The following is a 15,782-nucleotide window of genomic DNA, read 5'->3' as shown; positions in this document are numbered from 1 at the left end:
TTGGTCGGGATTTATAATCCCGGCCATTATTCATTTTCTGCTTTAAATGAAGCTTGATGTTTAACTGGAAAATTAACCGAGTTGGCAATGAAACACATTTTATTGGCGTCTACGTGTAAAGCATTTGCCTGAGCAATATGCGCTTTGTCTGCAATGAGTACCTCAGGATTTAAAGTTACTTCTCTAAATCTCCCACTACCATCAGCACTTTCTTCCATAATGCCAACCGCATTATCTTTATACTCAATAACCACAATGCCATTTTTTGAACACAGGTGCAGATACCAGAGCATGTGGCAGGAAGATATAGAGGATAGTAAAAGATCTTCTGGATTATATTTTGTTTTATCTCCTAAAAATACTGAATCTGAAGAGCCTGAAATTGGGGCTTTGTTTTCAATAGACACTACAAAATCTCGGTCGTATGAGCGATAATCCATTGTTCCCGAACCTTTGTTACCCGTCCAAACCAAATTGGTTTTATATTGATGTTCCTTTGCCATAAGTTTTTTGATGTTTTGTTCTTATGAGCAATTTAAGGAATTATAATTTGATTTCGCCTAGTTTTTGCGCCAAAACTTCAGAAATTTTACGATAGGAATCAAAGGTCCAACCAGCCACATGTGGAGTTAGGATGACCTTACCCGATGTTTTTAACTCATCAAACCAAGCTTGTTCTCCGAGCAGTGGAAATTTTTCGGTTTCCAATACATCTAGCCCCGCTCCCAAAATTCTACCACCTTTAATCTTGTCCAATACGGCTTTCGTATCTACAATTTCTCCTCTGGCAGTGTTGATCAAAAAAATCGGTTTTTTAAAATGGTAGAGGTATTCCTCGTTCACCATCTGTCTGGTTTCTTTGGTTAATGGGACATGTAAACTGATCACATCACTATGTTTTACAATTTCTTCCATACTTACCTCACGGACATATTGATCAGTGAAACCAGTTTGGTATTTATCGTAAGCAATTACATTTACCTCAAAACCTGAAAGCTTACGAGCCATTTTCTTGCCCATAAATCCATAACCTATAACGCCTACGGTTTTACCCTTCAGCTCATAACCACGGTTGCTTTCTCTATCCCAAACACCATTTCTTATTTCTGCATCCGCATTGCGAAAGTTATTCATTAAGGCCAACAGCAATCCAATAGCATGTTCGCCAACGGCATCATTGTTTCCCTCTGGGGCATTGATCAATTGGATATTTTTTGCTTTAGCTATTGCTTCGTCAATATTATCCAAACCCGCACCTGCCCTGGCCACAAACTTTAAGTTTGGCGCAGCATCTAATAGCTCTTCATCTATTCTAAACTTGGTTCTAACTGCAATGCCTACATAGTCTTTAATCACTGCTAAAGTTTCAGCTCTGCTAATCAAAGGCCTATCGTCAACCTCAAAACCTAGTGCAATTGCATTTTCTTTAAAAACAGGGTGAAGATCATCTACAATTAAAATTCTTTTATCCATTCTTATTTGGCCATTAAAGCACTCAGATGCTGTGTTAAAGTAATAAAATCTGCAACACTCAATTGTTCGGCACGTTTACCGAAAAACGGATGGTCGTCCATTTTATCTTTCGGAATGGTACCAGATAGAGCGTTACGTAAAGTTTTACGGCGTTGGTTGAATCCTCCTTTTACGGTACGCCAAAACAATTTTTCGTCGCATGGCAAAGCTGCTGTATTATTGCGGCTCAACCTGATCACACCAGAATTTACCTTGGGTGGCGGATTAAAAGTGCCCGGTTTTACAGTAAACAAATACTCAATATCATAATAGGCTTGGATCAGTACACTTAATATGCCGTACTCTTTGGTACCCGATTTGGAGGCACAACGTTCGGCTACCTCTTTCTGAAACATCCCTACCATTTCTACAATATGGTCTTTATGGTCTAAAATCTTAAATAAAATCTGAGAAGAGATATTGTAAGGAAAGTTACCAATTACAGCAAACTTGGCAGGAAAGATTGAAGTCAAGTCTAGCTTTAAGAAATCGCCATTGATTAAGCGATCTCCAAGTTGAGGATATTTAGCCGCTAAAAAATGAACAGATTCCGTATCAATATCAATAAGGTAGGTCTCTAGGTCTTTTCGTTCCAATAAAATATCAGATAAAATACCCATACCTGGTCCTACTTCTAAAACCTGATGGTATTGATCAGTATGAATGAGACCATTCACAATTTTTTCGGCAATTTTCTTGTCCGTTAAAAAATGTTGACCTAAATGTTTTTTTGCTTTAACTAAACTCATGTTACGCTATTGATTAACCGCGAAGAATACAAAGTTAGGGTTTATTTTTGCCACTAAGGCTCAAAGCGCACCAAGAAATAGGAATCTCAATTTTTTACAGGTACTGTACATGATTTTAGGATAAATATTTTTTGAAGAGCAGGTTCTTGCTCATCACTTCTGCAAGCCCCTTTAACCGCTTTACTATGCTCCCGCCCCTTGTTCGCTAATATCAGGTGTATTTAATCAACAAATTTGCTTTCTATTTTGGTATCCTGTACATTTCATAGCCCTTGTTGGCGTCCCCGCCAACAAGCATAAAGACACATTGGTTGAACAAAGTTATATAAAAGGTAGGTTCCCGTTGGCGAGGACGCCAACGATAGCAAAAATTGCGCTACTGATCATTTGAAATTCGGAAAGTTTAATAGCGATTTGCCTAGTGGTTTGCCCCTTATCTTGGCCGTTTCTATAATAATCGCTAATTTGCGCTAAATTCTTTCAATAAAGCATGAGCGACAAAGTTAAAATAGGAATCAGCATAGGTGATGTTAATGGTATAGGTTTAGAGGTTATTCTTAAAACCTTTGCCGAAAATAAAATGCTTGATTATTGTACACCTATCATTTATGGGCATACCAAAGTAGCTTCTTTTCATAGAAAAGCTTTGCACATGAACGATTTGGTGTTTAACGTGATCCATCAACCTGCAGATGCCAACCCACGTAAGGTAAATATGGTAAACTGCTGGGAAGAAGATGTAAAAATTGACCTTGGTGTAGCCAATGAAACTGGCGGAAAATATGCTTTGCTTTCTTTACAAAGAGCTACAGACGACTTGGTTAGTGGAGCTATTGATGCTTTGGTTACCGCCCCAATTAACAAAAACAACATCCAGTCGGAGAATTTTAACTTTCCTGGACATACCGAATACTTACAAGAACGCAGCGGCAGCAATGATGTATTGATGTTCCTGATTAGCGAAACCTTAAGAGTTGGCGTGGTTACTGGCCATATCCCAGTATTTGAGGTTCCAAAAGCGATCAGTCGCGAAAAAATTGTCAAAAAACTACAATTGATCAATGAGAGTTTAAAGAAAGATTTCTGGATCGAGAAACCAAAAATAGCGGTATTAGGACTAAATCCTCATGCCAGCGATAATGGTTTATTGGGTAAAGAAGAAGCTGAAATTATCTCGCCAGCGATACAAGAGGCCTTTGACAAGGGAATTATTTGTTTTGGCCCGTACCCTGCCGATGGCTTTTTTGGCAATGGAACTTATACCCAATTTGATGCAGTTTTGGCCATGTACCATGATCAAGGCTTAATTCCTTTTAAAACCATTGCATTTAGTACAGGCGTAAATTATACCGCAGGATTAAAGTTTGTAAGAACCTCTCCAGACCATGGAACGGGTTATGATATTGCTGGTAAAAACATTGCAGATCCGACTTCGTTTATGGAAGCTGTTTTTGCGGCCATCCATATTGTTAAACATCGCAGAGAGCAAGAAAAATTATTGGGCAACCAATTGAGGTCTGGTGGTAAACTGGTAGAAACGGCCAGCGATGTGAAGGATGATGCGAATTAAAAGTGGAAGGCTTAAAGCTGAAAGCAAAAGGCGGAAAGCGGCTAACCCTTGATTAATATTTAAATCTCTATCTAATGAAAAGATTGTTTTGTATCCTTCCTTGCTTACTACTTTTCACATCGTTTCCTAATGCTTTTGCTCAAAAGAAAGTAATTCGTCCTAAAAAGGGGGAGATTGTTTTTGTATCAGAAAACATCATATCAAACAAAGAGTTGTTTGAGCAGAGTATGAAAGAAAAGCAGACTAAGCTAATTACACTAATATTGGCAACAATGGGTAAAGAAGGAGAAATTGATAGTCTCGCTCAAAAACAAGCAAAAAATTTAGATTCTGTTCCTTTTATGTTATTAACAGGTAATGATGAACCAATGATGTTTCAACATGTTTATGAAGACTCTTTAATTAGAAGTTATCAAAGCAGTGATAATGGCGTTATGATTGGGGATTATACACTCATTGACCTAAAAAAATCAACATTTGTTTTACAAGCCAAAGTAGATCGTTCAATTATCTACACCAAACCTCAAGTTTATTATTACGCAAAAAATAAAGAGGTAACCATTACAGAGTTTAGAAATGAACGAAAGAACATTCATGGTTATGATTGTTTCAAAGTTATTTATAAATATAAAGATGGCTCAGGAGAGGAGAATGAGGAAGAATATGATGAGATTTCTACAATATTATCACTTGATGAGTTCAGCATTGCCGAATTTTGGGTAACAGATCAAATCCAATCTTTATTTCATCCAATTTGTAAAGAAAAGGAAATTTTGGCAAAATATTTTCCTCTTGAAATCAATCAGAAAATTTCTTTGTTTAATGGGATGACCATCTCAACAAAATTAAAATCAATTACTCTTTCAAATTAGTCATCCAATGGAAAAACTATCTCCAATTATAGAACCAACAGCATTAGTTGAACTTGATCCAACTACATTTGTTTTAGTTGATGCAAGTGCAGGCTCAAAAGCAAGATATGATGAAAATCATTTAAATGGTGCCTTATACATAGACCTGAATACAGATCTGGCACACATTGAAGATTTTGCTGTTGGCGGTAGGCATCCTTTGCCAAGCTTACAACAATTTACCAAGGTTTTAAAGCAATTTGGGATCGCTAAAGGCACTCGTGTAATAATTTATGATGATAAAAATGGTGGCAATGCAGCCGCCCGGTTTTGGTGGATGTTAAAAGCGATTGGACATGAGCAGGTGCAAGTGGTAAATGGTGGATTTAATGCCGCCATTGTAGCGGGTTTCCCTACCAGTTCAAGCATAGAAGCACCAAAAACTGTTGAAGATTATCAGCTCACAGAATGGGCCTTACCATTGGCTGATATCAATGAAGTTGAAACTGCTAGTAAAACTGGAAATCAGGTAATTGTTGATGTAAGAGATAAAAACCGTTTCGATGGCTTAACTGAGCCTATAGATTTAATTGCAGGACACATTCCTGGAGCCAGAAACATCCCGTTTACCGAAAATTTAGACGAAAATGGTTTCTTTTTAGCTCCAGCACTTTTAAAAGAAAAATATACAGCAGCACTAAAAGATATTCCTAGCGATCAGGTTATTGTACATTGTGGTTCTGGAGTAACCGCTTGCCATATGTTGTTGGCTATGGATTATGCCGGCCTAAGCATCCCTAAACTCTATGTGGGTTCATGGAGCGAGTGGTCTAGAAATCAGAAGGAAATGGTGTTGGGTGTTTAATGAGTTAATTGTTAGTATTGTTTAATTGCTAAACTGTTTAAATTGGTTAATCGTTTAAATTACAGGCCAAAGCAACTTTTCAATCTATGTGTCCTATGTTTCTATGTGGTGAAAGTCAAATTGCTAAATTGTTGAAATTGGTTAACTGTTGAAATTGAAAACCAAAGCAACTCACCAATCTATGTGTTCTATGTCCCTATGTGGTTAAATTCCAATTGCTAAGCTGTCGAAATTAGTTAATTGTTAAACTACAGGGCATAAAATATAGGAATATTGAGGTGAAAAGTAATTATTCTTCTTCATCCATATCATTATGAGTTTAATAAGCTTGATTCAATTTTGTGAAAATATTTCATTTAATAAAAATATTTCCTACCTTTGCAGGCTAAAATTTAGTTACAATTGAAGGCATTAAAACAATTTTCAATCCCGTTTACCGGCTTAAAATTGGGCAAACATCAATTCGAGTTTGAAATTGATAAAAGCTTTTTTGATGCATTTGAGTACTCTTTGGTTAAAGATGGAGCGCTTAAAGCTGAAGTTGAACTGGATAAACAGGAAACAATGTTGATTTTGCATCTCCATATTTTGGGCACGATACAATTGAATTGCGATAAATGTTTAGCCGAGTTTGCCCAGTCGATTGAAATTAACGAAAGGCAAATTGTAAAATTTGCAGAAGATGATTTAGAAAGTGATGATCTTGAGATCATTGTTTTAAATAAAAAGGAAAGTGCAATAGATATTTCGGAGATGATCTACGAGTTTATCAATGTTGCAGTACCCTATATTAACAACTGTGAGCAAGCAGGACAAGGCCAACAATGCGACCCAGAAATGATCGCTACTTTGGAAAAATTGGCCAGTGGAACTCCAGAAAAAGAAGAAGAACAAAATGACGACCCTCGTTGGGCCGCATTAAAAAAATTAAAATAATAATTAAACAAAGCAGCAATGGCACATCCTAAACGCAAGGTTTCGAAACAAAGAAGAGACAAAAGAAGAACTCATTATAAAGCTGTAGCTCCTTCTTTGGCAACATGCCAAACTACTGGTGCTATACACGTTCCTCACCATGCATACAATGTTGATGGTAACTTGTACTACAACGGTAAATTAGTTATAGAAAACACTTCAATAGGTTAGTTTTCTAAGAAAATTTTTGTGTTTTCTGTTAGTTTAAGTATAACTTAGATTAATGGAATTAAAAAGCAATTAAGCTTACACACAAAAGATTTTTACTATGAAAATAGGTCTCGATATTATGGGCGGAGACTATGCTCCCAAAGCAATTGTTTTGGGGGCAATAGCAGCTCATCAATCCCTTACTCCCGATCAGCATTTAGTGCTTATCGGAGATACCCAGCAGATTAAACCTCTACTTTCAGAGAACGGATTCAACCCCGATCACTTTGAATACGTACATACCGAAGAAGTAATTGGTATGGGCGAACATCCCACAAAGGCTATTCTTCAAAAGCCAAATTCTAGTATTGCTGTAGGTTTCCAATTGTTAAAAGAAGGCAAAATTGACTCGTTCGCAAGTGCGGGAAATTCTGGTGCAATGCTAGTTGGCGCTGTTTTTAGCGTAAAAACTATCCCTGGTATTATCCGTCCTTGTTTATCAACCATTGTACCCAAACTTAAGGGTGGAATAGGCTTGATGCTGGATGTAGGTGCCAACGCCGATTGTAAACCTGATACTTTATTGCAGTTTGGTGTATTGGGCAGTCTGTATGCAGAAAATGTAATGCAGATCAACAACCCTAAAGTAGCCTTGATGAACATTGGCGAAGAAGACGAAAAAGGCAATATGCTTTCTTTGGCTACTTTCCCGTTGATGAAGGAAACAGAACTGTTTAACTTTGTAGGAAACGTAGAAGGCCGAGATTTATTTAACGACAAAGCCGATGTAATAGTTTGCGATGGTTTCACTGGAAATGTAATGCTTAAATTAGCCGAATCATTTTATGTGCTGACCATTAAAAAAGGATTAAAAGATGAATTTTTTGATCGTTTTAACTACGAAAACTATGGCGGAAGCCCAGTGCTAGGCGTGAATGCCCCTGTTCTGATCGGACATGGAATTTCAAGCCCTGAAGCAATAAAAAATATGATCTTCCAATCTAGAGATATGATCAACACTGGATTGGTTGGAAAAATACAAGCCGCATTCCAATAATTTAAATCAAACAAAATGAATAAAATTCACGCTGCCATCACTGCAGTTCATGGTTACGTCCCAGACTATATATTAACCAATAAAGAGCTGGAAACCATCGTTGAAACGTCTGACGATTGGATTACTTCCAGAACTGGCATAAAGGAGCGAAGAATATTAAAAGGAGAAGGTTTAGGCACTTCAGATATGGCTGTTGAAGCTGTAAATGGTTTACTTAAAAAAAGAGGAATTGGCGCTGAAGAAATTGAACTGATCATTTTCTGTACCACTACTCCAGATTTCCCTTTTCCTGCATCTGCAAACATCTTAGCAGATAAAATTGGCGCTAAAAATGCTTGGGGATATGATTTACAGGCTGCTTGTTCTGGTTTTATCTTTGGCTTATCAACCGGCGCTCAATTTATCGAGTCGGGTAAACATAAAAAAGTATTGGTTGTAGGTGGCGATAAAATGTCATCGATCATCAACTATCAAGACCGTACCACCTGCATTATTTTTGGAGATGGTTGCGGCGCCGTACTACTTGAACCAAATGAAGAAGGTTTAGGTGTACAAGATTCTATATTGCGTAGCGATGGTTCTGGAAGAAATTACCTGGGCCAAAAAGCAGGTGGTTCTGCTCGTCCTGCTACTGCAGAAACCGTTGCCAATAACGAGCATGTGGTTCACCAAGAAGGACAAGCTGTATTTAAATTTGCTGTAACCAATATGGCAGATGTTGCTGCAGAAATTATGGAACGCAACACTTTAACCTCTGATGATGTAACCTGGTTGGTACCACACCAAGCCAACAAACGCATTATTGATGCAACAGCTTCAAGAATGGGATTAGATTCTGACAAGGTAATGATCAACATCGAACGTTACGGAAATACCACCAATGGTACCATCCCACTTTGTTTATGGGAATGGGAAAGCAAACTTAAAAAAGGCGACAATCTTATTTTAGCTGCTTTTGGTGGAGGTTTTACATGGGGTTCTGTTTATCTTAAATGGGCGTATTAGAAAGTTAGAAGTTAAGAGTCAGAAAGTATAGTTTTTTAAACTATTGCCGATTACCCATTAACTATTCCCCAAGCTGTATAAAAATAAAACAAAAAAACTATAACTTAGTTAATCAATAAGCCACCAATTTTTTTTAACATAACCACAAAAGAATGGATATCAAACAAATTCAGGAACTCATTAAATTTGTTTCTCGGTCAGGAGTAAATGAAGTAGCCATTGAGCAAGAGAACTTCAAAATTACAATTAAAACTAACCAAGCACCTGTTTATGTAAATGCAGCTATACCTGCCCCAGTTGCAGCACAGCCTGTAGCAGCGCAAGCAGTAGCAGCAGTACAAACAACTGTAGAAACGAAAGCAGCAAGCACTCCAGAAGCTGAAGATACATCAAAATATATCACTGTGAAATCGCCAATGATCGGTACCTTCTACCGTTCATCAAGCCCAGATAAACCTTCATTCGTTAATGTTGGCGATGAGATTGGTACTGGTAAAGTAGTTTGTATCATCGAAGCGATGAAGCTATTTAACGAAATCGAAAGTGAAGTTTCTGGCCGTATCGTAAAGGTATTGGTAGACAATGCTTCTCCAGTAGAGTACGATCAACCATTATTCTTAGTAGAACCTATTTAATATTACGTCTTGCTGAATTTATTTCAGCACCTAATAGATCCCGAAATAAATTCGGGATGACGAAAAGGAAAAATATATGTTTAAAAAAATATTAATTGCCAACAGGGGCGAAATCGCTTTGCGTATCATTCGTACCTGTAAAGAAATGGGTATCAAAACGGTTGCTGTTTACTCTACCGCAGATAGAGAGAGTTTACATGTACGTTTTGCCGATGAGGCTGTTTGTATAGGTCCCCCTCCTAGTAAAGATTCTTATCTAAGTATTCCAAATATCATTTCTGCAGCAGAATTAACCAATGCCGATGCCATTCATCCAGGTTATGGTTTCTTATCAGAAAATGCAAAATTTTCTTCTGTTTGTCGCGATTACGGAATTAAATTCATTGGTGCTACACCAGAGCAGATCAATGGTATGGGCGATAAAGCATCGGCCAAAGCAACCATGAAAATTGCAGGTGTACCAACTATTCCAGGTTCTGAAGGTTTATTAGAAAGCGTTAAGGATGGTATTAAAATAGCCAACGAAATGGGCTATCCGGTAATCTTAAAAGCTACCGCTGGTGGCGGTGGCCGTGGGATGCGCATTGTTTGGAAAGATGAAGAATTTGAAAATGCTTGGGACAGTGCCCGTCAGGAATCTGGTGCCGCATTTGGTAATGATGGTTTGTATCTAGAAAAATATATCGAAGATCCACGTCACATTGAAATCCAGGTAATTGGCGATCAATATGGCAAGGCTTGCCATTTATCAGAAAGAGATTGTTCAATTCAGCGTCGTCACCAAAAATTGGTTGAAGAAGCTCCATCTCCATTCATGACTCCAGAGTTACGTAAAAAAATGGGGGAAGCTGCAATTAAAGGAGCGCTTGCCGTAAATTACGAGGGAGCTGGAACTGTAGAATTTTTGGTAGACAAACACCGTAATTTCTACTTCATGGAAATGAATACCCGTATCCAGGTAGAACATCCGGTTACTGAAGAAGTAATCAACTTCGATTTAATTAAAGAGCAGATTAAAGTTGCTGCAGGTATTCCAATATCAGGTAACAATTATGTACCAAATATGCATGCGATCGAATGTCGTATCAATGCAGAAGATCCATTTAACAACTTCAGACCATCACCAGGTAAAATAACCAATTTCCATTCGCCAGGTGGTCATGGTGTACGTGTAGATACACATGTGTACGCAGGTTATCAGATCCCTTCTAACTACGACTCAATGATTGCTAAATTGATTTGTGTAGCGCAAACCCGCGAAGAAGCAATTTGTACCATGGAACGTGCCTTGAGCGAATTTGTAATTGAAGGTGTAAAAACAACTATTCCTTTTCACCTGAAATTAATGAAAGACCCTAATTTTAGAGCTGGTAATTTTACCACTAAATTCATGGAAACTTTCGAATTTTCAGAATAATATAATCTTTTATTAGATTTAAATCGTAAATACCATTCTATATCAAACAGAATGGTATTTTTGTTTACAAATAATTTCAATGAGCGAAAACAAGACCCAGAATCTAATTGATTCTATTAAGAATAAAGGAAAAAGTTTAGAGGCAGAAATGTCCTTCTTTGACCATATCGATGTATTACGCAAGCATTTACTTAGAGGATTGGCTGTAGTTACCTTGTTAACCATGGTTGCGTTCTACTTCACCGACTTTATTTGGAGCAAGATCATAATGGGTCCAAAAGATCCAACATTTTGGACTTATAGAATGGGATGTAAGTTAACCGCAATGTTTCCTTCTATTGGACAGGATTTTTGTATCACCAAAATTGATGCAAAAATTATCAATACAGAAATGTCTGGTCAATTTACCTTACAAATGAGTTCTTGTATCATGGCAGGATTTATTTTAGGTGTACCTTACTTGTTATTTGAAATTTGGTTATTTATTAAGCCTGCCTTATTAGAGACTGAAAGAAAATCTTCACAAGGTTTTGTTGCATTTGCCTCAATCTTGTTTTTAGCAGGGGTTTTATTTGGCTATTACTTTATTGCTCCTTGGTCAATCAATTTCTTAATCAATTTTACGGTTGATCCAGGCATTCAAAATACTTTTACGATTGATTCTTATCTTTCTACAGTACTTACCCTAACCCTTGGAACTGGAATCATCTTTCAATTACCTGTGGTGATCTTTATCCTCTCTAAATTGGGTGTAATGACCCCTCAGTTTATGAGAAAACATAGAAGATATGCCGCAGTTTTAATCTTGGTTGTGGCAGCAGTGGTAACCCCTACTGCCGATCCTTTTACCATGATGATCGTAGCTATACCGCTTTTCTTCTTATACGAAATGAGTATCATGATCTCGGCAAACATCCAGAAGAAAAAATTAAAAGCAGAGGCCTTATTTTATAAAAGTTAATCGGTCCCATTTTTAACCTAACCTAAAAAGGAGTAGTTGATATCGGCTACTCCTTTTTGTTTAATTGAATAAAGTTTTTCAGCGCAACAAAAAATTTACGCGTAAGCTCCATAATTCTATATAAATTTGACAATGCCTATATTAAACCATTTAAAAATAGCCATTGGCGCAGACCATGCTGGCTATGACTATAAAGAAATTTTAAAAGAGCATTTAGCTGCTCACGAAATTAAAGATTTTGGCACTTACGCCACAGATTCTGTAGATTATCCTGATTTTGCCCACCCTGTTGCGAATGCTGTAGAAAGTGGAGATTTCGATTTTGGTATTTTAGTATGTGGAAGTGCAAATGGCGTGGCCATTACAGCAAATAAACATCAACAGATTAGAGCTGCAATTTGCTGGGAGAATGAAATAGCTGCTTTGGCCAGACAGCATAACAATGCAAATATCATCTGTATCCCTGCCCGATTTGTATCTACTGATCTGGCAAAAGAAATGGCAACTACTTTTTTAAGCACTCCATTTGAAGGTGGAAGGCACGAAAACAGGGTGCAAAAAATTTCTTGCTAACCTAAGTAACGAAACCACCATGGTATACTTGCTCAATAGGAATAACCATGTTAACAATAATAATAAAACTGATGAAAAAACAATTTCTATACACTGGCTTTGCAGTAATGCTAAGTTTCAGTGCCATGGCTCAGAAAAATCCTGATGCTGTAAAATTTAGCGAAACGATTAATAAACAAAGAGGCTATGACCATCTTTCAATTTTAGCTTCTGATGAATTTGAAGGAAGAGAGACTGGTAAAAAAGGTGCATGGATGGCAGCTGAGTATATCAAAAAACAATTCCAAAGTTTCGGATTAAAAGGTCCAGTAAAAGATGGTAGCGATCCATATTTCCAGAAGTTAGGTTATGCCTCAATTAGTTTGACCAAATCTGTGCTTTCAGTGAATGGACAGGCTAAAGAAAACTTTAAAGATTATTACATGCCAACAAATACCGTAACTGCAAAAGGTTATGATATTAAGGCTTCATCTATCATTTTTGCTGACTATGGCTTAAATAAAGATGAGTTTAACAACTACGCTGGACAAGATGTTGCTGGTAAAGTTGTAATGATTTTTAATAGTGGAGATCCTGTAGCAAAACCAGCACCAGCGCCAGCCCCTGGAACAAGAAGAGCACCTTCAAGTGTTGGAAGTTTACAAAACAAAATCAAATACCTAATTGAGCAAAAAGCTGCAGGAGTATTGGTTATTGATCCAAACATTGAGACCATGAGCCCTCAAATGAAAGCTCGTTTACAAAATAGCAATCCATATTTGCAAACTACAGAGCGTATGAAAAGCATGGCAACAGCAGCTTCATTACCAACTGTAAACATTAGCGTTAGTTTAGCCAACCAAATTTTGGCAAGTGCGAATACTAACATTGATGAGGTGAAGAAAAAAATTGCTGAAACGTTAAAACCTGCAACTGTAGTATTGAATGTACCTGTTCAATTTAGTGCTGCAAGTAAAGAAACTGATGTTAGAGCAGAGAACGTATTGGGTTTCTTAGAGGGTTCAGATCCTAAATTAAAAAATGAGGTATTGGTTATTACTGGCCACTATGACCATATTGGTTTAGTTGCTGATCCTAATGCAAAAGATAAAGTAAACAATGGTGCAGATGATGATGGTTCTGGAACTACAGGCGTATTATTAATGGCCGAAGCGTTTGCTAAAGCAAAAAAAGCAGGCAAAGGCCCAAAAAGAAGCATTTTGTTTATGACAGTTGTTGGTGAGGAAAAAGGTTTATTGGGTTCTGAATGGTATTCAGAGCATCCTGTTTTCCCAGTTGCTAACACTATTGCAAACTTAAATACAGATATGATTGGTCGTATTGGAGAAGAATATTTAGGCAAACCAGATAGTGCAAATTACATCTATTCTGTGGGTTCATACAGATTAAGTACTGAATTAGGTGACTTAAGTGAGCAAATTAACAAAACTTACACTAACATGAAATTAGATTACAAATATGATGATCCTAAAGATCCTCAATCAATCTATACCCGTTCAGATCACTATAACTTTGCTAAATTGGGTATTCCTGTAATTTTCTATTACGATGGGATGTTAGAGCAAGATTACCACAGACCTGGTGATGAGGTAAGCAAAATCAACTTTGACCTATTGGCAAAACGTGCACACCTTAGTTTTTACACCGCATGGGAATTGGCCAACAGAGCTAATCGCCCGGTAGTTGATAAAAACTTAAATGGCACGCCAAAAACTAAATAGTTTAAGGTAAAATATATGATCCCGATAGTTAAAAGCTATCGGGATTTTTTTTGCCAAAACTTTACTTTATACACATTGAGAATTTCCAACTGAAAACCTCTGTAGTCTTTATAAAATTGGCCCATTGGCGAGGACTCCAACGGGTGCTAGGAACTTTACTTTGTATTAACTGAAAATTGCCAAATGAAAACTACTCCTTTACTCTTTACAAGACTAACACATTAGCGAGGACACCAACGTGTGCTAGGAAATTGCCAACTGAAAACCGGGAACTGAAAACTGCCAACTGAAAACTTTGGTCTTTCAGGTTTAGCCTTGTATATTTGGGCATGATCAATACTGCGGAAGAATTCTTGGTAAAAGCTGATGAAAAGGCTTTTGACTTACCACATCGTAAAACCATTAACCATAATATCGGGAAATACAATGTAGCCGTAGAACGAGGTCTTTCAAAATTTGAGAATTTAGAAGCTTCTAAGAAAAAAGCACATGTGGTAAAATGGCGTGTGATGGAAAATTTGGATAAATTTCTACCTGAATTTGAAGCCAATTTCCAGAAAAGAGGTGGCAAGGTCATTTGGGCAAATGATATTGCAGAAGCTCAAAAAGAAATCCTGAATATCATCCAAAAGAATGGCGGAAAAACGGTCATCAAATCTAAATCGATGACTACAGAAGAAATTCATTTGAATGATTTTCTTGAAAAACATGATATTGAGTCGTTAGAAAGTGATTTGGGCGAATACATTGTACAGTTGTTAGGCCAAAAACCTTACCACATTGTAACCCCAGCCATGCACTTAAGCAAGGAGGAAATTGCACAACTGTTCCACGAAAAATTCGGCACAGCGGTAGATGCCACTCCAGAACAGCTAACGCAAAAAGCAAGAGAACTTTTAAGAGAAAAATATTTAAGAGCTGATATCGGAATCTCTGGTGGAAATTTCTTGATCGCCGATACTGGCAGTATTGCCTTAACAGAAAATGAGGGCAATGCCCGTTTGTGCACGACCTTTCCTAAAATACACATTGCTATTGTGGGTATTGAAAAGATCATTCCTTCAATGGCCGATCTTGATCTCTTTTGGCCTTTATTGGCTAGTCATGGTACGGGCCAAAATTTAACCGTTTACAATACCATTTTAAGTGGCCCTCGGCAGCCCAATGAAACAGATGGGCCTGAAGAAATGTATGTCATTCTTTTAGACAATGGCCGCACCAACTTATTGGCTCAAAAAGACCAAAGGCAGGCTTTATACTGCATCCGTTGTGGGGCATGTTTAAATGCTTGCCCTGTTTATAAAAACATTGGTGGCCATACTTATAACACTACTTACAGTGGGCCAATCGGTTCCATTATCACCCCTCATTTTAAAGGGATGAAAGAGTTTAAACACTTAAGCTATGCTTCTAGTTTATGTGGCAAGTGTTCTGAAGTATGCCCGGTTAAAATAGACATCCATAAAATGTTGCTGCTCAACAGAAGAGATGCAGCCAACCAGCATGATAATTCTAAAATGGAAGAGATAGGTTGGAGTTTATGGAAAAAAGGCATGACCAAACGTTCTTTAATGGACATGGTAAGCGGTAAACTGAAAAATTTCTTCCTTAAAAAGTTCTTCAAAAAAAGTTGGGGCAAATACCGCGATATGCCAGAAATTGCTCCCAAATCATTTTCTAAACAGTGGGAAGAACACCAGAAGAGCAAAGAAGCATAACACAAAATCAATAACCTACAAGC

16 protein-coding genes are annotated in these 15,782 nt (G+C 37.4%); 13 read left to right on the top strand and 3 right to left on the bottom strand.

The features are described 5' to 3' along the window. Window positions 1–26: 26 nt before the first annotated feature. From AQF98_RS18635 to rsmA, 3 genes are read right to left on the bottom strand one after another with little or no spacing between them, the layout of a single operon-like run. The gene (locus AQF98_RS18635; RefSeq protein WP_055133465.1) at window positions 27–503 is read right to left on the bottom strand and encodes an OsmC family protein; all 477 of its coding nucleotides are present in this window, start codon (window positions 501–503) and stop codon (window positions 27–29) included. A 40-nt stretch (window positions 504–543) separates the two neighbouring features. Then, a complete protein-coding gene (locus tag AQF98_RS18630) occupies window positions 544–1,473 on the bottom strand; it encodes an NAD(P)-dependent oxidoreductase (protein ID WP_055133464.1) in 930 nt (309 codons plus the stop codon). A gap of 2 nt (window positions 1,474–1,475) precedes the next feature. Continuing rightward, window positions 1,476–2,261, bottom strand: coding sequence for a 16S rRNA (adenine(1518)-N(6)/adenine(1519)-N(6))-dimethyltransferase RsmA (gene rsmA / locus AQF98_RS18625; RefSeq protein WP_055133463.1), 786 nt, complete (start codon window positions 2,259–2,261; stop codon window positions 1,476–1,478). Window positions 2,262–2,751: 490 nt separating this feature from the next. Between rsmA and pdxA the strand changes: the two genes are divergently transcribed. From pdxA to AQF98_RS18565, 13 genes are all read left to right on the top strand, one after another. Beyond that, entirely contained in the window at window positions 2,752–3,831 is a 1,080-nt protein-coding gene (gene pdxA, locus AQF98_RS18620; protein WP_055133462.1) for a 4-hydroxythreonine-4-phosphate dehydrogenase PdxA, read from the top strand. Between the two features lie 74 nt (window positions 3,832–3,905). Further along, on the top strand, window positions 3,906–4,703 hold the full coding sequence (locus tag AQF98_RS18615) for a hypothetical protein (RefSeq protein WP_055133461.1): 798 nt from the start codon (window positions 3,906–3,908) through the stop codon (window positions 4,701–4,703). A gap of 7 nt (window positions 4,704–4,710) precedes the next feature. After that, entirely contained in the window at window positions 4,711–5,547 is an 837-nt protein-coding gene (locus AQF98_RS18610) for a sulfurtransferase (RefSeq protein WP_055133460.1), read from the top strand. Between the two features lie 402 nt (window positions 5,548–5,949). Continuing rightward, window positions 5,950–6,483 (top strand): DUF177 domain-containing protein, encoded by a 534-nt coding sequence (locus tag AQF98_RS18605; protein WP_055133459.1) that lies wholly within the window; start codon window positions 5,950–5,952, stop codon window positions 6,481–6,483. A gap of 18 nt (window positions 6,484–6,501) precedes the next feature. After that, the gene (gene rpmF / locus AQF98_RS21965; RefSeq protein ID WP_082435168.1) at window positions 6,502–6,693 is read left to right on the top strand and encodes a 50S ribosomal protein L32; all 192 of its coding nucleotides are present in this window, start codon (window positions 6,502–6,504) and stop codon (window positions 6,691–6,693) included. Window positions 6,694–6,790: 97 nt separating this feature from the next. Then, window positions 6,791–7,729 carry a phosphate acyltransferase PlsX gene (gene plsX, locus AQF98_RS18600; protein WP_055133458.1) on the top strand — a complete coding sequence of 313 codons (939 nt, stop codon included), beginning with the start codon at window positions 6,791–6,793 and terminating at the stop codon, window positions 7,727–7,729. A 15-nt stretch (window positions 7,730–7,744) separates the two neighbouring features. Then, on the top strand, window positions 7,745–8,734 hold the full coding sequence (locus AQF98_RS18595) for a beta-ketoacyl-ACP synthase III (RefSeq protein WP_055133457.1): 990 nt from the start codon (window positions 7,745–7,747) through the stop codon (window positions 8,732–8,734). Window positions 8,735–8,886: 152 nt separating this feature from the next. Then, window positions 8,887–9,369, top strand: coding sequence for an acetyl-CoA carboxylase biotin carboxyl carrier protein (gene accB, locus AQF98_RS18590; protein WP_055133456.1), 483 nt, complete (start codon window positions 8,887–8,889; stop codon window positions 9,367–9,369). 76 nt (window positions 9,370–9,445) lie between these two features. Next, on the top strand, window positions 9,446–10,786 hold the full coding sequence (accC, locus tag AQF98_RS18585) for an acetyl-CoA carboxylase biotin carboxylase subunit (protein ID WP_055133455.1): 1,341 nt from the start codon (window positions 9,446–9,448) through the stop codon (window positions 10,784–10,786). Window positions 10,787–10,865: 79 nt separating this feature from the next. Further along, complete coding sequence (tatC, locus tag AQF98_RS18580) at window positions 10,866–11,747, top strand: twin-arginine translocase subunit TatC (RefSeq protein ID WP_055133454.1); 882 nt, start codon at window positions 10,866–10,868, stop codon at window positions 11,745–11,747. 132 nt (window positions 11,748–11,879) lie between these two features. Further along, window positions 11,880–12,320 carry a ribose 5-phosphate isomerase B gene (gene rpiB / locus AQF98_RS18575; protein WP_055133453.1) on the top strand — a complete coding sequence of 147 codons (441 nt, stop codon included), beginning with the start codon at window positions 11,880–11,882 and terminating at the stop codon, window positions 12,318–12,320. Between the two features lie 71 nt (window positions 12,321–12,391). Then, a complete protein-coding gene (locus AQF98_RS18570) occupies window positions 12,392–14,041 on the top strand; it encodes a M28 family peptidase (RefSeq protein ID WP_055133452.1) in 1,650 nt (549 codons plus the stop codon). A gap of 329 nt (window positions 14,042–14,370) precedes the next feature. After that, window positions 14,371–15,759 carry a LutB/LldF family L-lactate oxidation iron-sulfur protein gene (locus AQF98_RS18565; RefSeq protein ID WP_055133451.1) on the top strand — a complete coding sequence of 463 codons (1,389 nt, stop codon included), beginning with the start codon at window positions 14,371–14,373 and terminating at the stop codon, window positions 15,757–15,759. The last annotated feature ends 23 nt before the right edge of the window (window positions 15,760–15,782 follow it).

Origin of the sequence: Pedobacter sp. Hv1 (genome assembly GCF_001412215.1) — a bacterium.
In the GTDB taxonomy this organism is placed as follows: domain Bacteria; phylum Bacteroidota; class Bacteroidia; order Sphingobacteriales; family Sphingobacteriaceae; genus Pedobacter.
This window is presented reverse-complemented; position numbering and strand designations above follow the sequence as displayed.